This is a genomic window from Phycicoccus sp. Root563 (assembly GCF_001427915.1).
In the GTDB taxonomy this organism is placed as follows: domain Bacteria; phylum Actinomycetota; class Actinomycetes; order Actinomycetales; family Dermatophilaceae; genus Pedococcus.
Genome location: NZ_LMGM01000001.1, coordinates 2141603 through 2161087, shown reverse-complemented (window position 1 = coordinate 2161087; position 19485 = coordinate 2141603). Strand labels below are relative to the sequence as shown.

19 protein-coding genes and 1 tRNA gene are annotated in these 19485 nt (G+C 71.1%); 14 read left to right on the top strand and 6 right to left on the bottom strand.

The window, feature by feature from the left end:
• The first annotated feature begins 64 nt into the window (after window positions 1-64).
• Window positions 65-1693: an AMP-binding protein gene (locus ASD62_RS10260; RefSeq protein ID WP_056915878.1), complete on the top strand. Its 1629-nt coding sequence runs from the start codon at window positions 65-67 to the stop codon at window positions 1691-1693.
• A 101-nt stretch (window positions 1694-1794) separates the two neighbouring features.
• Here the strand turns inward: ASD62_RS10260 and ASD62_RS10255 are convergent, their stop codons facing one another.
• Entirely contained in the window at window positions 1795-3894 is a 2100-nt protein-coding gene (locus ASD62_RS10255) for an MMPL family transporter (protein ID WP_200956873.1), read from the bottom strand.
• A gap of 139 nt (window positions 3895-4033) precedes the next feature.
• On the opposite strand from ASD62_RS10255, the gene ASD62_RS10250 reads away from it, so the two are divergent.
• The 5 genes from ASD62_RS10250 (at window position 4034) to pntB (ending at window position 9071) form a co-directional block, all read left to right on the top strand.
• Entirely contained in the window at window positions 4034-4636 is a 603-nt protein-coding gene (locus ASD62_RS10250) for a MarR family winged helix-turn-helix transcriptional regulator (RefSeq protein WP_056915877.1), read from the top strand.
• 26 nt (window positions 4637-4662) lie between these two features.
• Window positions 4663-5637 carry a pirin family protein gene (locus tag ASD62_RS10245; protein WP_056915876.1) on the top strand — a complete coding sequence of 325 codons (975 nt, stop codon included), beginning with the start codon at window positions 4663-4665 and terminating at the stop codon, window positions 5635-5637.
• Between the two features lie 149 nt (window positions 5638-5786).
• The gene (locus ASD62_RS10240; protein ID WP_056915875.1) at window positions 5787-6014 is read left to right on the top strand and encodes a hypothetical protein; all 228 of its coding nucleotides are present in this window, start codon (window positions 5787-5789) and stop codon (window positions 6012-6014) included.
• A 122-nt stretch (window positions 6015-6136) separates the two neighbouring features.
• On the top strand, window positions 6137-7684 hold the full coding sequence (locus ASD62_RS10235) for a Re/Si-specific NAD(P)(+) transhydrogenase subunit alpha (protein WP_164488418.1): 1548 nt from the start codon (window positions 6137-6139) through the stop codon (window positions 7682-7684).
• A gap of 7 nt (window positions 7685-7691) precedes the next feature.
• Window positions 7692-9071, top strand: coding sequence for a Re/Si-specific NAD(P)(+) transhydrogenase subunit beta (pntB, locus tag ASD62_RS10230; RefSeq protein WP_056915873.1), 1380 nt, complete (start codon window positions 7692-7694; stop codon window positions 9069-9071).
• Here pntB and ASD62_RS10225 read toward each other — a convergent pair.
• From ASD62_RS10225 to upp, 5 genes are all read right to left on the bottom strand, one after another.
• On the bottom strand, window positions 9068-9460 hold the full coding sequence (locus ASD62_RS10225; RefSeq protein ID WP_056915872.1) for a VOC family protein: 393 nt from the start codon (window positions 9458-9460) through the stop codon (window positions 9068-9070). The two genes, pntB and ASD62_RS10225, sit on opposite strands and share 4 nt — an antisense overlap.
• A 109-nt stretch (window positions 9461-9569) precedes the next feature.
• Window positions 9570-11051, bottom strand: coding sequence for an amino acid permease (locus ASD62_RS10220; protein ID WP_056915871.1), 1482 nt, complete (start codon window positions 11049-11051; stop codon window positions 9570-9572).
• Window positions 11052-11177: 126 nt separating this feature from the next.
• Window positions 11178-11909, bottom strand: coding sequence for a PH domain-containing protein (locus ASD62_RS10215; protein ID WP_056915870.1), 732 nt, complete (start codon window positions 11907-11909; stop codon window positions 11178-11180).
• A gap of 8 nt (window positions 11910-11917) precedes the next feature.
• The gene (locus ASD62_RS20385) at window positions 11918-12088 is read right to left on the bottom strand and encodes a hypothetical protein (RefSeq protein WP_164488417.1); all 171 of its coding nucleotides are present in this window, start codon (window positions 12086-12088) and stop codon (window positions 11918-11920) included.
• Window positions 12089-12219: 131 nt separating this feature from the next.
• A complete protein-coding gene (gene upp / locus ASD62_RS10210) occupies window positions 12220-12858 on the bottom strand; it encodes a uracil phosphoribosyltransferase (RefSeq protein WP_056915869.1) in 639 nt (212 codons plus the stop codon).
• A gap of 64 nt (window positions 12859-12922) precedes the next feature.
• Between upp and ASD62_RS10205 the strand changes: the two genes are divergently transcribed.
• The 8 genes from ASD62_RS10205 (at window position 12923) to ASD62_RS10170 (ending at window position 19467) form a co-directional block, all read left to right on the top strand.
• Window positions 12923-13414 (top strand): nucleoside deaminase, encoded by a 492-nt coding sequence (locus ASD62_RS10205; protein ID WP_056917305.1) that lies wholly within the window; start codon window positions 12923-12925, stop codon window positions 13412-13414.
• Window positions 13411-14043, top strand: a complete 633-nt coding sequence (locus ASD62_RS10200) for a DedA family protein (protein ID WP_056915868.1) — start codon at window positions 13411-13413, stop codon at window positions 14041-14043. Before ASD62_RS10205 ends, ASD62_RS10200 begins: the two co-directional genes overlap by 4 nt.
• Before the next feature lie 88 nt (window positions 14044-14131).
• A complete protein-coding gene (locus tag ASD62_RS10195) occupies window positions 14132-15190 on the top strand; it encodes a metallophosphoesterase (RefSeq protein ID WP_056915867.1) in 1059 nt (352 codons plus the stop codon).
• Window positions 15191-15267: 77 nt separating this feature from the next.
• Window positions 15268-15357, top strand: a tRNA-Ser gene (locus ASD62_RS10190).
• Window positions 15358-15775: 418 nt separating this feature from the next.
• Entirely contained in the window at window positions 15776-16864 is a 1089-nt protein-coding gene (locus ASD62_RS10185) for a sensor histidine kinase (RefSeq protein ID WP_157581429.1), read from the top strand.
• Window positions 16861-17535: a response regulator transcription factor gene (locus ASD62_RS10180; protein WP_056915865.1), complete on the top strand. Its 675-nt coding sequence runs from the start codon at window positions 16861-16863 to the stop codon at window positions 17533-17535. The genes ASD62_RS10185 and ASD62_RS10180 overlap by 4 nt, the downstream gene beginning before the upstream one ends.
• A gap of 52 nt (window positions 17536-17587) precedes the next feature.
• Complete coding sequence (rox, locus tag ASD62_RS10175) at window positions 17588-19024, top strand: rifampin monooxygenase (protein WP_056915864.1); 1437 nt, start codon at window positions 17588-17590, stop codon at window positions 19022-19024.
• A gap of 158 nt (window positions 19025-19182) precedes the next feature.
• Window positions 19183-19467 carry an SHOCT domain-containing protein gene (locus tag ASD62_RS10170; protein ID WP_056915863.1) on the top strand — a complete coding sequence of 95 codons (285 nt, stop codon included), beginning with the start codon at window positions 19183-19185 and terminating at the stop codon, window positions 19465-19467.
• Window positions 19468-19485: the final 18 nt, after the last annotated feature.

Below are 19485 nucleotides of genomic sequence, written 5' to 3'. Positions count from 1 at the left end.
ACCGGGTTTCCGCCGGACGACAGACCGTCCCTCGGGCTTGTGATCGGGACCGGGAGGGGATGGGATGGCAACCATGACATCGCTGTCGCACGCCGTGGGAGAGACCGAACCGCCGCTCCTCGAGCAGACCATCCCCGACAACCTCGACGCGACCGTCGCGCGCTTCGGGGAGCGGGAGGCCCTCGTCGACGTGGCGCAGGGGATCCGGTGGACGTATGCCGAGTTCGGCGCCGCGGTGGAGCGCCTCGCCCGCGCGCTGCTGGCCGTCGGGGTCGCCAAGGGCGACCGGGTGGGGATCTGGGCGCCGAACTGTGCACAGTGGACGGTCGTGCAGTACGCCACCGCCAAGATCGGTTCGATCCTGGTCAACATCAACCCGAGCTACCGCACCCACGAGCTCGAGTTCGTCCTCAAGCAGGCCGGGATCTCCCACCTGTTCCTCGCGCAGTCGTTCCGGTCCAGCGACTACGTGGCGATGTTCGACGAGGTGCGCGACAGCTGCACCGACGTGGTCGGGTCGTACGTCCTCGGGGGCGACAGCTGGGACGCCCTGCTGTCCCGGGCCGACGAGGTCACCCCCGAGGCGGTGGCCGAGGTCCAGTCGGGGCTCGACCGCCACGACCCGATCAACATCCAGTACACGTCGGGCACGACCGGGTTCCCCAAGGGGGCGACCCTGTCCCACCGCAACATCCTCAACAACGGCTACTTCGTCGGCGAGCTGTGCCGCTACACGGAGGCCGACCGTGTCTGCATCCCCGTGCCCTTCTACCACTGCTTCGGGATGGTGATGGGCAACCTCGCGTGCACCACGCACGGCGCCGCGATGGTCATCCCCGCACCGGGTTTCGACCCTGCCGCGACGCTGCGGGCGACGGCCGACGAGAAGTGCACCTCCCTGTACGGCGTGCCCACGATGTTCATCGCGGAGTGGTCGCTGCCCGACCTCGCGTCATACGACCTGTCTTCGGTGCGCACGGGGATCATGGCCGGATCTCCCTGTCCTGCAACGATGATGACCAAGCTCATCGAGTCGGGGATCACCGAGGTGACCATCGCCTACGGCATGACCGAGACGTCGCCGGTGTCGACGCAGAACCGCACCGACGACACCTTCGAGCAGAAGGTGGGCACCGTCGGCCGGGTCGGTCCGCACCTGGAGATCAAGGTCGTCGACCCGGTGACGGGGGAGACGCTGCCCCGTGGCGAGGCGGGCGAGTTCTGCACCAAGGGCTACTCGGTGATGCTCGGCTACTGGGAGCAGCAGGACAAGACCGACGAGGTGCTCGTCGACGGGTGGATGCACACCGGCGACATCGCGGTCATGGACGAGACCGGCTACGTCCAGATCACCGGGCGCATCAAGGACATGGTGATCCGCGGTGGCGAGAACATCTACCCGCGCGAGATCGAGGAGTTCCTCTACACGCACCCCGACATCCTCGACGCCCAGGTCATCGGGGTCCCGGACGAGAAGTACGGCGAGGAGCTCTGCGCCTGGATCCGGATGAAGGACGGGGCGACGCCGCTGGATGCCGCAGCGGTTCGGGAGTTCTCGACCGGCAAGCTCGCGCACTACAAGATCCCGCGCTACGTCACCGTCGTCGACGAGTTCCCGATGACCGTGACGGGGAAGGTGCGCAAGGTCGAGATGCGCGAGAAGTCCGTGGCCGACCTCGGCCTCGGCACCTGACGCCCTTCACCCACGCCACTGCCCCCACCTCTGCGCCGGTTCGAGGTGCACGCGCCGGGGATCCCGGGGCGTGCACCTCGACTCGTATGGAGCGGGGTGGGTCAGCGGTCAGCGGGGTGGCTGGGCCACCAGAACCGCTCGCCCAGCAGGCTGACCACGGCCGGCACGAGGACCGACCGCACGAGCAGCGTGTCGAGCAGCACGCCGAACCCGACGATGACGCCGATCTGGGCCAGCTGCACCAGGGGCAGGACCCCGAGGACGGCGAACACCGCCGCCAGCAGGATGCCCGCGCTGGTGATGACGCCGCCGGTGACGGCGAGGGCACTGACGATCGCCTCGCGGGCGTGCGCGCCCCCGGCAGCCTCCTCCCGGGCCCGGGTGGTGAGGAAGATGTTGTAGTCGACGCCGAGGGCCACGAGGAACAGGAACGCGAGCAGCGGCGTGCTGACGTCCAACGGCGGGTAGTCCAGCAGGTGCTGGAACGCGAACCAGCTCGCCCCCATGCTCGCGACGTAGGTGGCGACGACGGTGGTGACCAGGACGACGGCGGCCACGACCGAGCGCAGCAGGAGCAGCAGCACCAGCACGACGATCCCGAGGATCAGGGGGAAGAGCACCAGGCGGTCGCGTTCGGTCGTCGTGCGGGCGTCGAGGGCCTCGGCGTCCGAACCGCCGACGAGGGCGTTCGCGCCCGGGACGTCGTGCACGGCGGTACGCAGGGCCCGCACCTGGTCGAAGGCCTGGGTGGTGCCCGGCGCCGCCGCGAGGACGGCACTGAGCTCGACGAGGTCACCTCCGCCCCCGGCCTTGCGGACCTCCTGGACGCCCTCGACGCCCTGGGCGGCGGTGGTGACGGCCTCGGCGGCCGAGGCCTTGGCGATGATGGTCGCCGGCTCGCTCGTCCCGGCCGGGAACGCTGCCGCGAGCTGCTCCTGCCCGACGACCGCCTCGGGCTTCTCGAGGAACTGCTCGTTGGGGGACTGGCCGACCGACAGGCCGAGCCCGCCGAGCGCTAGGGTCACCAGCACCGCGACGGCGGCGAGGCCGACCACCACGGGCCGCCCGGTGACCACGTCGCCGACCCGGCGCCACACCCCGGCGTGACTGGGATCGGACGTGCCCACGCGCGGGACGAACGGCCAGAACAGGCGCCGACCGAACAGCACCATGGCGGCGGGGAGGACGAGCAGGGCGTAGGCGAGGGCGATCGCGATGCCCATCGCGCCGGCATACCCGAGGGACTGGGCGAACGGGTCGTCGGCGAAGCCGAGGCTGAGCAGGGCGAGGACCACCGTGCCGCCGCTGGCGAGGATCGCGGGAGCAGCGGACCCGAGGGCGTCGCGCATCGCCTCGTGCCGGTCCTCGGTGCGACGCAGCTCCTCCCGGTAGCGGGCGATGATGAGCAGGGCGTAGTTGGTGCCGGCGCCGAAGACGAGCACCGAGGTGATGCCGGTGACGGCTCCGTCGGCGCTGACCTCGGTGAACCGGGACAGCGCGGCCAGGGCCTTGCTGGCGACCTGGTCGCCGGTGCCGACGACGGTCAGCGGGACGAGCCACAGCCACGGGCTGCGGTAGGTGATGAGCAGCAGGATCGCCACGACCCCGGCGGTGGCTCCGAGCAGCTTGATGTCGGCACCGTCGAAGACCGCGCCGATGTCCGCCCCGAACGCGGGTCCTCCCGTGACGGTCGCGGTCAGCCCCTGCGGCAGGCCGTCGCGGACGGCAGCCCGCAGGGCGGTGACCGCCTCGGAGTTCGCCCCGTCGGGCAGGTCGGCCTTGAGGGGGACGATGACCAGCGCGGTGCTCTTGTCCTGCGAGACCTGGGGTGGGATCGCCGTGGTCGGGGCCCCGCCCGCGGCGGCGGCACTGGGGGCCCACTGCTTCACGGCGGCGATGCCCCGGTCACGGGAGGCCTCGACCGCCTGGGTGTCGACCGCGCCCGAGGCGGCCCGGTAGACGACGATGGCGGGAGTCACCCCGCTCGAGGGGAGCTTCTCGCGCAGGGCGGTGACCTGCGCGGCCTCGGCGCTGGCGGGCAGCGAGGCCGCGGTGGTCGAGACTGCCTTCGGCTCGCCGGCGAACGCGAACGCCGCGGCCGACACCAGCACGGCCACCACGACGACGAGCCACTTGACCCGTGGCCCGACCAACCTGCCGAGGGCGCGACCCGCCCCCGAGAACCCATGTCCGCCGGCCACGTCATTCCTCCATCACGTTCAGTGCGCTTCTACCAAGAAATAGTTCTACGATGGAAACAGTAGCGTGCGGCAGAATGACGCGCGAACCGAGGACGGCACGCCCTGCCGATCCCGTGCCGATCACCTGAGAGGAGGGCCGATGACGCACCCCACCCCCGAGGGCGCGCCCGCGACCGCCGGCCCGTCCTCCGCCCGGATCGGCGACCCGGGGCGACCCGTCGCGCCGCGTCCCGCCGGACCCGCCCTCGCGCTGGAGATCATCGATGCCCTGCGTGCGTTCTCCACCGAGATGGACCGCTACATCGACACCCGAGGCGGAGCCGTCGGCCTGCACCGCACCGACCTCAACGCGCTGGCCCACGTGCTCGATGCGCGCCGCACGGGCGGCGATCTCTCGCCCGGTGAGCTCGCCCACCGGCTGTCGCTCAGCCCGCCCGCGACCTCCGCGCTGCTGCGCCGCCTCGAGTCGGTCGGCCACGTGCGTCGGACCCACAGTGAGGTCGACCGGCGGCGGGTGGCGGTGGAGATGACCGACGAGGCGATGGGCGTCGCGGCGGCCATCTTCGGCCCGATCGCCACGACCATGCGCGAGACGATCGCCTCCTACTCCCTGGCCGAGCGGGAGACGGTGCTGCGGTTCCTCACGGATGCCGTCGACGCCGCCGAGCGAGCCACGAACGCCGGGGACGACGAAGAGTCCGGGAATGGCTTGACGACGCCGGTCGTTGACCACGATAGTTGAATATTGAACGATCCGAGGAGAGTCCCATGCCAGCTGTCACCGTCGCCGACCTGACCGTCCTGCCCCGCGTCCCCGCGGTGGCGCCGGCTGCCGTCCAGCGCCCGGTCCGCGCCATCTCCGACGCCCCCTCCGGCACGGAGGGCGAGGGCTTCCCGGTGAAGCGCGCCTTCGCGGGCGTCGACCTGCGTGACCTCGACCCGTTCATCCACATGGACGAGATGGGCGCCGTCGAGTACGCCCCCGGCGAGCCCAAGGGCACGTCGTGGCACCCCCACCGCGGCTTCGAGACCGTCACCTACATCATGGACGGGATCTTCGACCACCAGGACTCGTTCGGTGGCGGCGGGACGATCACCAACGGTGACACCCAGTGGATGACCGCGGGCTCGGGCATCCTGCACATCGAGGCGCCGCCGGAGCAGCTCGTCGTCAGTGGCGGGCTGTTCCACGGCTTCCAGCTCTGGGTCAACCTCCCCAAGGTCGACAAGCTCAAGGCCCCGCACTACCAGGACCTGCGCTCCTCCGAGGTCGGTCTGCTCACCTCCGCCGACGGCGGCAGCCTGCTGCGCGTCATCGCCGGTGAGGTCGGCGGCGTCACCGGACCGGGCTCGACGCACACCCCGATGGCGATGGTCCACGCGACGGTGGCCCCGGGTGGGGAGCTCGTCCTGCCGTGGCCCAAGGACTTCAACGCCCTCGTGTACGTCATGAGCGGCGACGGGTTCGTCGGCCCGGACCAGACGCCCATCGGCCCCGGCCAGCTGGCGGTGCTCGGCAAGGGCGACGCGCTGCGCGTCTCCTCGGCCCGCACCCAGCAGGAGCGGTATGCCGCGGGCCTGGACCTGCTCGTCCTCGGCGGCCGGCCGATCCGTGAGCCCGTCGCCTGGGCCGGACCGTTCGTGATGAACAACCGCGCCGAGCTCGTCCAGGCGTTCGAGGACTACCAGGCCGGCCGCCTCGGCCAGCCGGTCCCGCACGGCGACGTGTCGGGCAACGCCTGACGCACGCGCCATACCCGTCCCGCCCCGAGGTCCTCGAGGGATCCGTCGCGCTCCGGTGCGTCGGGTCCCTCGAGGGCCCGGGGCCGAGTGGCGAGAGCTCGGAGAGTTACGATACGATACGTAGCGTAACCACGAAGGAGGTGAGTTCCTTGACCACCAACACCACCCGCGTCCACGGCGCCCACCGCGCCGAGCGCAGCCCGCGTGAGCGTGTCTCCCACGACCGCCGCCGGCACCCCAGCACCTACCCGAACGACTACCTGCACAGCGACCGCCCCTACGAGGAGTCGCAGCGCGACATCGGTGGCGGCCTGTTCCTCGGCGCCATCACCCTCATCGCCCTGATGGCCCTCATCGTGACCGGCCTGCTCTTCTGAGCCGGTCGGTCCCCGGCTCCTGCGCGCCCGTCGTCCACGCTGTGGACGGCGGGCGCGACCGTGCTCACAGCTTCACCCCACGGCTGCGGGTTTCCCTCTAGGTTGGCGACCACGCGAGCCCAATGACGGGAGCAGCAGTGCTGATCGGTGTGCCAGCAGAGTCCAAGCCGGGGGAGACCCGGGTCGCCGCGACGCCCAAGACCGTGGGGCAGCTCCTCGGCCTCGGTTACGACGTCGTCATCGAGCGCGGCGCGGGGTCCCTCGCGTCCTTCTCCGACGAGGCGTATGCCGCGGCCGGCGCCACCGTCGTGGACGGCGCGCAGGCCTGGGCGAGCGACCTCGTCCTCAAGGTGAACGCGCCGAACGACGCCGAGATCGCGCTCCTTCGCCCGGGCTCGTTCCTCGCCTCGCTCGTCTCGCCGGCGCTCAACCCCTCGCTCGTCTCCAGCCTCACGGCGGCCGGGGTGACCGCGCTCGCCATGGACGCCGTGCCCCGCATCTCCCGCGCCCAGTCCCTCGACGTGCTCTCCTCGATGGCGAACATCGGCGGCTACCGCGCGGTGATCGAGGCGGCGCACGAGTTCGGCAGCCTGTTCACCGGCCAGGTCACCGCGGCAGGCAAGGTCCCGCCCGCCAAGGTCCTGGTCGTCGGTGCCGGCGTCGCCGGGCTCGCCGCGATCGGCACGGCCAGCAGCCTCGGCGCGATCGTCCGCGCGTTCGACGCCCGGGCCGAGGTGGGGGAGCAGGTCGAGTCGATGGGCGCGCAGTTCCTGCGCATCGACGTCGAGGACGAGGGGCCGTCGGCCACCGGATACGCCAAGGAGATGGGCGAGGACTTCAACGCCAAGGCCGCCGCGCTGTACGCCGAGCAGGCCAAGGACGTCGACATCGTCATCACCACCGCCCTGATCCCCGGCCGCCCCGCTCCGCGGCTGCTCACCGAGGAGATGGTCGCCTCGATGAAGCCCGGCTCGGTCGTGGTCGACATGGCAGCGGCCAGTGGTGGCAACGTCGCCGGCTCGGTCGCCGACCAGCTCGTCACCACGGCCAACGGTGTGCGCATCATCGGCTACACCGACCTGCCCGGTCGGTTGCCGACGCAGGCCAGCCAGCTCTTCGGCACCAACCTCGTCAACCTGCTCAAGCTGCTCACCCCGGGCAAGGACGGCCGGGTCGTCCTCGACCTCGAGGACGTCGTGCAGCGGGGGATGACGGTCTGCCGCGACGGCCAGACCCTGTGGCCCCCACCGCCGGTCCAGGTGAGTGCGGCGCCGCCCGCGGCCGCTGCCGCCCCGGTGGCGCCCAAGCCAGAGCCGAAGCCGCGTGACCCCCGCCGCAAGTACGTGCTCATGGCCCTGGCCGCTGTGCTGTTCGCTCTCGTCGCAGGTGGCTCGCCGTCGGACTTCCTCGGCCACTTCACGGTCTTCGCGCTCGCGGTCATCGTCGGGTTCTACGTGATCTCCAACGTCGCGCACGCCCTGCACACCCCGCTCATGGCCGAGACCAACGCGATCAGCGGCATCATCCTCGTCGGCGGCCTGCTCCAGGTCGACAGCGACGACGCGGTCGTCAAGGTGCTGGCGCTGCTGGCCATCACGGTCGCCAGCATCAACATCTTCGGCGGGTTCGCGGTCACCGGTCGCATGCTCCAGATGTTCCGGAAGGACTGAGGCCACGATGACCCTCAACCTCGTCCAGGCGGCCTACATCGTCGCTGCGGTCCTGTTCGTCCTCTCCCTCGCGGGCCTGTCGAAGCACGAGTCCGCCAAGGAGGGCAACGCCTTCGGCGTGACCGGTATGGCGCTGGCCCTCGCCGCCACCGTGTGGGGGGTGCTCGACCGCTCGGCGCACCCGCTGACGACCTTCCTGCTCATCGCCGTCGCGATGGCGGTCGGTGGAGCCATCGGCCTGTGGCGGGCCCGGGTCGTCGAGATGACTCAGATGCCCGAGCTCGTGGCGATGCTGCACTCGTTCGTCGGTCTGGCGGCGGTACTCGTCGGCATCAACTCGTTCCTCACCGAGGGCGACGGCGCCGACGCGGTGCACAGCGTCGAGGTGTTCCTCGGGGTGTTCATCGGCGCCGTGACGTTCACGGGGTCCATCGTCGCGTTCCTGAAGCTCAGCGCGCGGATCAAGTCCTCGCCGCTGATGCTGCCCGCCCGCCACTGGCTCAACCTCGCCGCGCTGGTCGTCTCCGCCGGCCTGCTGGTGTGGTTCGTGCAGTCGCACTCGATCATCCCGCTGCTGGTCATGACCGTCATCGCGCTGGCGTTCGGCTGGCACCTCGTGGCATCGATCGGTGGCGGCGACATGCCGGTCGTCGTCTCGATGCTCAACAGCTACTCGGGCTGGGCAGCCGCGGCCGCCGGGTTCATGCTCGGCAGCGACCTGCTCATCGTCACCGGCGCGCTCGTCGGCTCCTCCGGCGCGATCCTGTCCTACATCATGTGCACGGCCATGAACCGCTCGTTCTTCTCGGTCATCGCCGGTGGCTTCGGCCAGGAGGTGTCGGTCGGCGACGACAAGGACTACGGCGAGCACCGCGAGACCATCGCGGCGGATGTCGCCGAGCTGCTGCGTGACGCCTCGACCGTCGTCATCACCCCGGGCTACGGCATGGCGGTCGCCCAGGCGCAGTACCCCGTCGCCGAGCTCACCTCGCAGCTGCGCAAGAAGGGCGTCAACGTCCGCTTCGGCATCCACCCGGTCGCCGGACGGCTGCCCGGGCACATGAACGTGCTGCTCGCCGAGGCGAAGGTCCCCTACGACATCGTCCTGGAGATGGACGAGATCAACGGCGACCTCTCCGACACCGACGTCGTGCTCGTCATCGGCGCCAACGACACCGTCAACCCGTCGGCCGCCGAGGACCCCGGCAGCCCCATCGCCGGGATGCCGGTCCTTGAGGTGTGGAAGGCGCGCAACGTCGTCGTGTTCAAGCGCTCCATGGCGACCGGCTACGCCGGAGTGCAGAACCCGTTGTTCTTCAAGGAGAACAGCCAGATGCTCTTCGGCGACGCCAAGGAACGCGTCGAGGACATCATCAAGGCCCTCTAGGACGCCCCCACTGGGGGGTGGCCCGGGTCGGCGACGACGTCGAGCTCGTTGCCCTCGGGGTCGGCCATCGTCTGCCACCAGATGCCGAGGTCCTCGAGGAGGCCGGTGACCGGCTCGCCCAGGCGCCGTCCGCCGAGCGCCTCGAGCCTGGCCACCAGGGCCGGGACGCCGAGATCCAGCGGCGGGTGCACGTCGAGGTGCATGCGGTTCTTGCCCACCCTGGGTTCGGCCACCTGCTGGAGCAGGAACGTCGGGGAGCCGGGCTCGTCACCGGCCGCCAGCACCTCGAACCCGGGCACCGAGGCGACGTGGGTGTAGCCGAGCGCAGCGGACCAGAACGGCACCAGCGCGGGTGCGTCCGTGCAGTCGAGCACGACGGCGAGCCTCATGTGGCGAGTATGACGTCGCGGACCCACGCAGGGCACCCGGCCGGGGACGCAGAAGGGGTGTGCCGCGTGGTGACCACACGGCACACCCCCGATCCGGGTGCGGGCGACGCTAGGTGCGGGCCGGCTCCTCCTCCTGCGCGCCGCGGCGGGCGAGGCGGCTGTTGCGGATGCCGTAGGTGAAGTAGATGACGAACCCGATCGCCATCCAGATGAGGAACCTCAGCCACGTCTCCACCGACAGGTTGACCATGAGGTAGATGCTGATCAGGGCGGCCACCACCGGCAGCACCGGCGAGAACGGCACCGTGAACGCGCGCTTGAGGTCGGGGCGACGGTTGCGCAGGACCGGCACCGCGAGGGACACGAGGGCGAAGGCCGACAACGTGCCGATGTTGACCATCTCCTCGAGCTTGCCGATCGGTGTCAGCGAGGCGATCAGCGCGACGAGCGTGCCGATGATCAGGGTGAGCCGCACGGGCGTGCCGGTCCTGGGGTTGGTGCGGCCGAGCCCCTTCGGCAGCAGCCAGTCGCGGGACATCGCGAACGTGACGCGGGTGGCGCCGATGATCAGCGTCATGACCACGGTCATCAGGCCGGCGACGGCGCCGGCGGCGATCATCGTGGCGTAGCCGGGTTTTCCGACGGACTCGAAGGCCGAGGCCAGGGCGGCCTTCGGGTCGATCTTGTCGTACTTGACCATGCCGGTGATGACCAGCGTCGTGGCGACGTAGAGGATCGTGCAGATGACCAGCGAGGCGATGATGCCGATCGGCAGGTCGCGCTGCGGGTTCTTGGCCTCCTCGGCGGTGGTGGCGACGACGTCGAAGCCGATGTAGGCGAAGAACACGATCGAGGCACCCGACACGATGCCGAGGATGCCGAACGTGGTCGGCTGCAGCCCGAACAGCACCTGGATCAGGGGAGCGGCCAGACCTTCGGTGGCCTTGCCCGGCGTGGCCGGCGGGATGAACGGCGTGTAGTTCGACGTCTTGATGAACCCGATCCCGGCGACGATGACGAACAGCACGATGAACAGCTTCACGCCGACGAGGACGAGGTTGACCCGCAGCGACTCCTTGATGCCGATGGCGATCAGGGCGGTCAGCGCGACGATGAGCAGGAACGCGGGGAGGTCGAAGTGCGACCCCGGCGCCACCGATGCAGGGACGGTGAAGCCGATCTTCTCGAGGAAGAGCGTGGCGTACTGCGACCAGCCCTGGGCGACCACGCTGGCGCCGAGCATCAGCTCCAGCAGCAGGTCCCAGCCGATGATCCAGGCGACCAGCTCGCCGAGCGAGGCGTACGAGAACGTGTAGGCCGACCCCGACACGGGGACGGTCGAGGCGAACTCGGCGTAGCAGAGCGCGGCGAGGCCGCAGCAGATCGCGGCGAGCACGAACGACAGGGCGATGGACGGCCCGGCGTACTGCGCGGCGGCCCTGCCGGTGAGCGTGAAGATGCCGGCGCCGATGATGACGCCGATGCCGAAGACGGTGAGGTCGAGGGCGGTCAGCTTCTTCTTGAGCTGGAACTCGGGATCGTCTGTCTCCTTGATCGACTGCTCGATCGACTTGGTCCTCATCACGGACATGCGGGTCACCTTCCGGCCGACTGCACGGCCGCCGCAGCGGCCCGGACGACAGATCACGCTAGCGCTGGGTGCGCAATGACGCCCACCCGTGCCGAAACGGGTCAGTTCGGACAGCCCCCGCGCGGGTCAGTCGTCGTCGAGCCAGGGGTCGCGCCGTGGGGCCTTCGGCGGGTAGATCGGGATGGGCCCGGTGTCGGCGCTACGGTCGCGCTCACGCAGGTCCGGACTGCGGTACAGCGAGTCGGGGCGTCCTGTCCCGCGACTCGGATCGTCCCACCCCGCATAGGGATCCGGCACCGGAGCCGCCGGGGCCACGCCGTTCTCCCAGCGCATGTCGATGACCTGGCTGTCGTGGTCGGTGACGCCGAAGATCTCGGCGCAGATCGCGCGGTAGTGGTGGTCGGGCTGGGGCACCCAGTTGACCTCGCGCAGGGCCTGGTCCTGGCCGGCCGACTCCATGACGAAACGGCCGTAGCCGAGGATGCGGCCGGGGATCGAGCGCTCGTACGACATGTCGGTGACCTTGGCGAGCGGCATCATCGAGACCTTGCGGGTGATGAACCCGTAGAACAGCAGCAGTCGCTTGTCCGTGGCCACGAACCAGTCGTGCCGCCACTCGGCGACGAGGTAGGCCATCCGCAGGACGAGGGCGAACCACCCCCACCACAGGATCGTGCTGATGACCGCGATGGAGGGGTCGATCTTGATGTCGGCCCAGAGGGCCACCACGAGGCCGGCCGCAGCGCTGCCGACGGGTTCGGCCACCTTGCCCCAGTGCTGGTGGACCGCGGTGACGAGCCGCTCACCGTCCAGCAGGTACCGGTCGAGCTCGGCGTGGCGGCGCTCGCGGGCGGCCATGGGGCGGGCTACCGCCGACCGAGCAGGGCGTCGAAGAAGTTGCCGATGTTGCGGACGCCGTCAGCCAGGATCGACCACGAGGTCTTGACGATCTGCGCGGCCTGGTCCGGCGAGGTGATGATCGCGTAGATGGCAAACGCGACGAGGACCCACAACAGGATCTTCTTCACGCGGTTCATCGTCGTCTCCTTGGGCTGGGGGGTGGGGCGGGCCCGACCGGGGCACACCTCAGCGACCATCGTGTCCGATCACCCTGTCGGAGCGGAACAGGCGCGCCGGGGGGCGACGGATCCGCCGGAGGCGCGGGGCGTCAGACGACGCCGTAGAGCCGGTCGCCCGCGTCGCCGAGCCCGGGGACGATGTACCCCTTGTCGTTGAGCCGCTCGTCGAGCGCGCCGGTGACGAGGTTGATCGGGATGTCGAGGTCGGCGAGGGCCTCCTCGACGGCCTTGATGCCTTCGGGGGCGGCGAGGAGCGTGACCGCCGTGATGTCGTCGGCGCCGCGGTCGGCGAGGTAGCGGATGGCGTCGGCCAGCGTGCCGCCGGTCGCGAGCATCGGGTCGACGACGTAGCACTGGCGTCCGCGAAGGTCGTCCGGGAGGCGGTTCGCGTAGGTGATCGCCTCGAGCGTCTCCTCGTTGCGCTGCATGCCCAGGAAGCCCACCTCCGCGCTCGGGAGGAGGCGGACCATCCCCTCGAGCATGCCCAGCCCGGCACGCAGGATCGGCACGATGAGGGGCTTGGGGTTGGACAGCTTGATGCCGGTCGTCGGTGCGACGGGCGTCTCGATGTCGAAGGGCTCCACGCGGACGTCGCGGGTCGCCTCGTAGGCCAGCAGCGTCACCAGCTCCTCGGTCAGCCGCCGGAACGTGGGGCTGTCCGTGCGCTTGTCGCGCAGGTAGGTCAGCTTGTGGGTGATGAGCGGGTGATCGGCAACGTGGACGCGCATAGGCGAAACTTAGCGCGTGACCTCCACCCGCGGACCAGCCGCCGACCCGCGGTATGCCGCATGGATGGACCGGGCGCTCGAGCTCGCCGCCGAGGCGGCGGGCGACGGGGACGTCCCCGTCGGAGCGGTGGTCGTCTCGGCGGACGGGGAGGTCGTCGGCGTCGGTCGGAACCTGCGCGAGGTCGAGCAGGACCCCACGGCTCACGCCGAGGTCGTCGCGCTGCGCGACGCCGCCCGACGACTCGGGTCCTGGCGCCTCGACGGCTGCACCCTCGTCGTCACCCTCGAGCCGTGCCCGATGTGTGCGGGAGCCCTCGTGCTGGCGCGGATCACGCGCCTGGTGCTGGGCGCCTGGGACCCCAAGCTCGGCGCAACGGGCTCGGTCTGGGACCTCGTCCGGGACCGACGTGCCACCCACCGCGTGGAGGTCGTCAGCGGGGTCCGGGAATCAGAGTGCTCTCAGGTCCTGTTGGCATTCTTCGAGGGACACCGACGCCAACCGGCGCACGACCGCCACCTCGGCGGCGACCAACCAGTGCAGGGAGCAGGATCATGAGCGGGTTGGTCAACAGCTTGGTGAACACGGTGCTCGGAGCGCCGCCGTGGCTGGTCTACCTGCTCGTCGCCGTCGTGGTGTTCGCCGAGGACGCGCTCTTCGTCGGGTTCGTGCTCCCGGGCGAGACGCTGGCCATCATCGGAGGGGTCACGGCCAGCCTCGGCCACACCTCGTTGTGGGTGGTGTTGACGATCGTGGTCGTGGCCGCGATCGTCGGCGACTCCGTCGGGTACGAGATCGGCAAGCTGTTCGGGCCCAAGGTGATGGGGTCGAAGATCTTCGACCGCCGACGCGCCAAGCTCGAGAAGGCGCAGGAGTTCCTCCAGCGTCGGGGTGGCTCGGCCGTCTTCCTCGGTCGGTGGACGGCGTTCTTCCGGGCCGTCATGCCGGCGCTGGCCGGTCTCAGCGGCATGAAGTACCGCGTGTTCCTGCCGTGGAACGCCGTCGGCGGGATCGCCTGGGGCGCGACCGCGGTCACCGCGGGCTACCTCGCCGGCGAGTCGTACCACAAGGTGGAGGCCTGGCTGGGCAAGGGCGCTGCGATCATCGTGGGCGTGATCGTGCTCGTGGCGGTCGTCGTCTGGGCGGTTCGCCGGCACCGTTCCGAGGGCCGGCCCGAGGCTGCCTGATCGTTCACCCGCTGGCCACCCCAGCGGGGGGCCGGTGTTCACCCGGCTCGGCAAGAACTCTCCTGTCCCCTCTGACAGGAGCTCGTCCATGCCCTCGACCGCCCGCCGCCCCCTCCTCGGGGTCGCCGTCCTGACCCTCCTTGCCGCCGGCATCGCCGGTGCCGCACCCGCCCTCGCGCACGACGCTGGTCCCGGCGGCGGCGGCGGCCACGGCCGCGACAAGCCCGGCCACGAGACCTTCGCCGTCATCGGCGACGTGCCCTACGGCGCCGACCAGGTGGCCCGGTTCCCCGCGTGGATCGACCAGATCAACGCCGACCCGCAGGTCGGGCTCGTCTTCCACGTCGGCGACATCAAGAACGGGTCCACCCGGTGCGACGACGCCTACTACCGGATGATCCGCACCCAGTTCGACCGCTTCACCGACCCGCTGGTCTACACGCCGGGCGACAACGAGTGGACGGACTGCCACCGCGCCAACAACGGTGCCTACAACCCGCTCGAGCGGCTGGCCTTCGACCGGTCGGTCTTCTTCGACCGCCCCGGGACCACGCTGGGAGCCCCGGCGCGGGTCTCGGTGCCGAACGCGGCATACCCGGAGAACGTCGCGCTGCGCCGCGCCGGGGTCTCGTTCGCGACGCTCCACGTCGTGGGCAGCAACAACGACCTCCAGCCCTGGACCGGGATCGGCCAGACCGTGGCGACACCGGAGCAGGTGGCCGAGCAGGAAGCCCGCATGAAGGCGTCGATCGCGTCGCTGCGCCGGACCTTCGCCGACGCGTCGAAGCGGCACGACCGCGCGGTCATGGTCCTGCAGCAGGCCGACATGTTCGACCCGACGTACACGCCCACGCCCAGCGACATCTCGGCGTTCCGGCCGCTCGTCCAGGCGCTCGCCGAGGAGACCAACCGGTTCCGCGGCGACGTCTACCTCGTCAACGGCGACTCCCACACCTACAACTCCGACCGCCCGCTCGCGCCGGGCTCGGTGTGGTTGGAGCGGTATGGCGTCGAACGCCCGGCCGCGGGGCTGGAGCGGATCACCGTCGACGGCTCGGACAACAACAAGGACTGGCTCAAGGTCACCGTCAACCGTCCCGGCGCCGCGCAGACCCTCAGCTGGACCCGCGTCCCCTACGCCGGCTGAGGCTTCCTCCGGTCGCCCGGACCCGTCGGTTCAGGGCGATTTCGCCGGGCGTCACCTGCTCTAGTAACCTGCTCCGCGGTGGCGTGTCCGAGCGGCCTAAGGAGCACGCCTCGAAAGCGTGTGTGGGTGAAAGCCCACCGTGGGTTCAAATCCCACCGCCACCGCCAGAAGACGAAGGACCCGACACGCTTTCCGTCGGGTCCTTCGTCTTGTGTTGGACGCTGCGGGATTTGGGAGGAGCGAGGCACGAGCGACGGCTCCCACCGCCACCGCCCCGCGACGAACAGCCCCGCCCGCCAGGAGCACCACCCCCGCCCGCCGCCTTCGTGGGGGTCATCGCCGGGACTACGTCACTGATCGCCGATCGTGATCAGTGACGTAGACGCCAGCGCACCCCCAGAGGTCCAGCCCCGCCGCACGCCGGCTGCTCCCCGGGGCGTACACGGCGCTGCTCCCGGTGCAGGACGCCACGAGCCGATCGGCGCTCCTACTGTGGGGTGCATGCACGAGCGTGAGGACCGGGCCGTTCGTCGGCCCGGCCCGTGGACGGGAGCTCCACCACGCCCGCTGCGAATGCTGGGTCTGGTGCTCCTCGCGCTCGTCCAGGTCGGCGGCACGCTGGGTGCGGCCCACAACCAGCCGGCGCGGCGACCCGTCGACGCCCTCGCGGTGGGCCTGCTCGTGCTGGGTCCGGCCGCTGTGTGGTTCGGCCGCCGGGCGCCGCGACTGGTGTGCGCGGCGGTGGTGGCGACCACGGGGCTGTTCCTGTTGGCCGGCTACCCGTACGGACCCGTGTACGCGAGCCTCGCGCTCGCGCTGGTGTTCGCGGTCGCACGTGGGCACCGCGTGACGGCCTGGTCCGGAGCCGGGGCGCTGGTGCTGGCGGACGCCGTCGGCCGGATCCGGCTCGACCGCGACCACTGGTCGTGGGGGACGCAGCTCGGGGTCGTCGGCTGGGTCCTCGTCATCCTGGCGGTGGCCGAGGTGGTCCGGGTGCGGGCCGAACGGGCTGCCTCGTTCCGGGCCGCGGTGCAGGAGCGACGCCGGCGCCAGGCCGGCGAGGAACGACTGCGCATCGCCCAGGAGCTGCACGACGTCGTGGCCCACCACATGTCCCTCATCAACGTGCAGGCCAGTGTCGCGCTCCACCTCGCCGACCGCAGGCCCGAGAACGTCGAGCCGGCCCTGCTGGCCATCAAGGACGCCAGCAAGGAGGCCCTGGCCGAGCTGCGGTCCCTCATCGACGTCCTCCGCGACGACGGCCCGGCACCCCTGGCTCCCGCGCCCACGCTCGCAGCGCTCGACGACATCGTCGAACGCAGCGCTCACGCCGGCCTTGTCGTGTCGAAATCCGTTGAGGGACAAGCCCGTGCCCTGCCCGCGGCGGTGGAGCTGGCGGCATACCGCATCGTCCAGGAGGCGATCACGAACGTGGTCCGGCACGCCGGTGCACACCACGCCGCGGTGACCCTCGGCTACGGTGCCGAGGTGCTCACGGTCCGCATCGACGACGACGGTGACGGTGGTCGTCGCCACGCCGACCTCGTGCCGGGCAACGGCCTGCGGGGCATGCACGAACGGGCGGCCGCCCTCGGCGGCACGTTCTCGGTGGCGGCGTCGCCGCTGGGCGGGCTGCGGCTCGAGGCCGGCCTCCCCGTCGGGGGTGGCGGGTGATCCGGGTGGTGCTGGCCGACGACCAGGCCCTGTTGCGCGCCGGCCTGCGGGCCCTGCTCGACGCCGAGGACGACCTCGAGGTCGTGGGCGAGGCCGCCGACGGCGCCGAGGCAGTCGCGCTGGTCCGGTCGACCGGCCCCGACGTCGTGCTCATGGACATCCGCATGCCCGGCACCGACGGCCTCGCGGCCACCAGGCAGATCGTCGACGACCCCACCCTGTCGGGCACCCGGGTCGTGATCCTCACGACGTTCGACCTCGACGAGTACGTCTTCGAAGCCGTGCGGATCGGTGCGAGCGGGTTCCTCGTCAAGGACACCGAGCCGGCCGAGCTCCTGCGCGGGGTGAGGGCCGTCGCGGCCGGTGACGCCCTCCTCAGCCCGGGGGTGACCCGACGGCTGATCGGCGAGTTCGCCACGCGCAGCCGGGGGACGGCCGCTCCCGCCGCCGACCGCCTGGCCGCCCTCACCGACCGCGAGCGTGAGGTGGTCGCCCTCGTCGGGGAAGGGCTGAGCAACGACGAGATCGCCACGCGGCTGTTCCTGAGCCCGGCGACCGCCAAGACCCACGTCAGTCGCGCCATGGTCAAGCTCCACGTCCGCGACCGCGCCCAGCTCGTGGTGCTGGCGTACGAGAGCGGCCTGGTCCGACCGGGTTGGTCGCAGGAGTGACGGTGGCGAAGGCCCTCCAGGGCAACAGTTCTCGTCGGGAGAGGGGTTTCGGGTGACTGATGTGATCATCTGTGGAGGCGGGCCGACCGGCATGGTGCTGGCGGCCGAGCTGCGGCTCCACGACGTCGACGTGGTGGTGCTGGAGAAGGAGGCGGAGCCCAGTCCCCTGGTCCGGTCCCTGGGGCTGCAGCCGCGCAGCATCGAGATCCTGGACCAGCGCGGCCTGCTCGACCGGTTCCTCGAGGTGGGGACGAAGTACCCCGAGGGCGCGCGGCGGTTCCCCGGGGCCGACACGCCATCGCCCGTTCCCCTCGACAGCGCCCACGCCTACGTCCTGGGCATCCCGCAGCCGGTGACCGACCGCCTCTTCGCCGAGCGGGCGGTCGAGCTCGGGGCCGACGTCCGCCGCGGCCACGAGGTGACGGGAGTCGAGCAGGACGAGGAAGGGGTGCGGGTCGAGCTCGCCGACAGTACCGGCCTCCGTTCGCGTTGGCTGGTCGGGTGCGACGGTGGGCGCAGCCTCGTGCGTAGGCTGCTCGGCATCGGGTTCCCCGGTGAGGCCGCGAGGACCGAGTGGCTCCTCGCCGAGCTGGAGGTGACGACACCGCCCGAGGAGCTGGCCGCGATCGTCGCCGAGGTCCGCCGGACCCATCGGGGGTTCGGGATCGGGCCGGCCGGTGGCGGCCTGTTCCGAGGCGTCGTCCCCGCCGCTACCGTGGCCGAGGACCGCACCACGCCGCCCACCCTGGCGGAGTTCCGGACGCAGCTGCTGGCCTACGCGGGCACCGACTTCGGGGTCCACTCGCCCCGGTGGATGTCCCGCTTCACGGACGCGACCCGCCTCGCCGACCGCTTCCGCTCGAGCCGGGTCCTGCTCGCCGGGGACGCCGCGCACGTCCACCCGCCACTGGGGGGACAGGGTCTCAACCTCGGGGTCCAGGACGCCTTCAACCTCGGCTGGAAGCTCGCTGCAGACGTGCGGGGCTGGGCGCCCCCGGGGCTGCTGGACACCTACGAGTCCGAGCGACGTCCGGCGGCCGCCGACGTCCTCACCACCACGCGCGCCCTGTCGGAGCTCATCTCGCCCGAACCCGGCCCGCAGGCGGTGCGCGCCCTGCTGAACCAGCTGATGGACTTCGAGGACGTGGGACGGTTCCTGCTCGAGAAGGTCTCGGGGACCGGCGTCAGGTACGACCTCGGCGACGGGCCCGACCTCGTCGGGAGGCGGCTGCGGGACGTCGCGCTCTCCGATGGCCGCCTCTACGCGCGGCTGCACCGGGGCAGGGGACTCCTGCTCGACCAGGAGGGACGGCTCGAGGCCGACGGGTGGGCCGACCGGGTCGACCACGTCGTCGACACCAGTGCCGAGCTGGACGTGCGCGGCGTGCTGCTGCGTCCCGACGGCCACGTCGCGTGGGTCGGCGACGACCAGCAGGAGCTGCACCGGCGACTGCGGGCCTGGTTCGGTCCTGCGACGCCGCCGGACTGACGCCCGGGGACCGACGCCCGGGGGGCCGATGCCCTGGGACTGGCGCCCACGGCATACCTCCCGGGGCGCAGCCGAGGTGTCGACCTCGGGAGGATTCGCGGGCCCGCCCACCGGCGAAGGATCGAGTCGTCAGCCCGACCCGACCCAAGGAGCCCGTCATGCACTCCCTCCTCGCCCCAGCGACCACCGCGATCGCGGCCCACGACCACTGGAACGGCCCCGGTCCGTGGTGGCCGATCTTCCCGATCCTGTGGCTGCTGTTCGTCATCGCCGTCTTCACGACCTTCGGCTTCTTCGGCCGACGCAGGTTCGGCCGCATGCACGCCCTGGCCGGCCAGCGCGCAGGTGAGTCCCGGCTCGCCGAGCGCTACGCCGCCGGCGAGATCGACGAGCAGGAGTACGAGCGCCGGCTCGCCACCCTCAAGCGGCTCGGTGCCTCCTGACCGACCCCCGCGGGCGCC

Bases quoted from the DNA above. Each gene is read 5' to 3' on its own strand.
- ASD62_RS10260 (WP_056915878.1), top strand. From the start codon at position 65: ATGGCAACCATGACATCGCTGTCGCACGCCGTGGGAGAGACCGAACCG.
- ASD62_RS10250 (WP_056915877.1), top strand. From the start codon at position 4,034: ATGACGCACCCCACCCCCGAGGGCGCGCCCGCGACCGCCGGCCCGTCC.
- ASD62_RS10245 (WP_056915876.1), top strand. From the start codon at position 4,663: ATGCCAGCTGTCACCGTCGCCGACCTGACCGTCCTGCCCCGCGTCCCC.
- ASD62_RS10235 (WP_164488418.1), top strand. From the start codon at position 6,137: ATGACGGGAGCAGCAGTGCTGATCGGTGTGCCAGCAGAGTCCAAGCCG.
- pntB (WP_056915873.1), top strand. From the start codon at position 7,692: ATGACCCTCAACCTCGTCCAGGCGGCCTACATCGTCGCTGCGGTCCTG.
- ASD62_RS10225 (WP_056915872.1), bottom strand. From the start codon at position 9,460: ATGAGGCTCGCCGTCGTGCTCGACTGCACGGACGCACCCGCGCTGGTG.
- ASD62_RS10220 (WP_056915871.1), bottom strand. From the start codon at position 11,051: ATGTCCGTGATGAGGACCAAGTCGATCGAGCAGTCGATCAAGGAGACA.
- ASD62_RS10215 (WP_056915870.1), bottom strand. From the start codon at position 11,909: ATGGCCGCCCGCGAGCGCCGCCACGCCGAGCTCGACCGGTACCTGCTG.
- ASD62_RS20385 (WP_164488417.1), bottom strand. From the start codon at position 12,088: ATGAACCGCGTGAAGAAGATCCTGTTGTGGGTCCTCGTCGCGTTTGCC.
- upp (WP_056915869.1), bottom strand. From the start codon at position 12,858: ATGCGCGTCCACGTTGCCGATCACCCGCTCATCACCCACAAGCTGACC.
- ASD62_RS10205 (WP_056917305.1), top strand. From the start codon at position 12,923: ATGGACCGGGCGCTCGAGCTCGCCGCCGAGGCGGCGGGCGACGGGGAC.
- ASD62_RS10200 (WP_056915868.1), top strand. From the start codon at position 13,411: ATGAGCGGGTTGGTCAACAGCTTGGTGAACACGGTGCTCGGAGCGCCG.
- ASD62_RS10195 (WP_056915867.1), top strand. From the start codon at position 14,132: ATGCCCTCGACCGCCCGCCGCCCCCTCCTCGGGGTCGCCGTCCTGACC.
- ASD62_RS10170 (WP_056915863.1), top strand. From the start codon at position 19,183: ATGCACTCCCTCCTCGCCCCAGCGACCACCGCGATCGCGGCCCACGAC.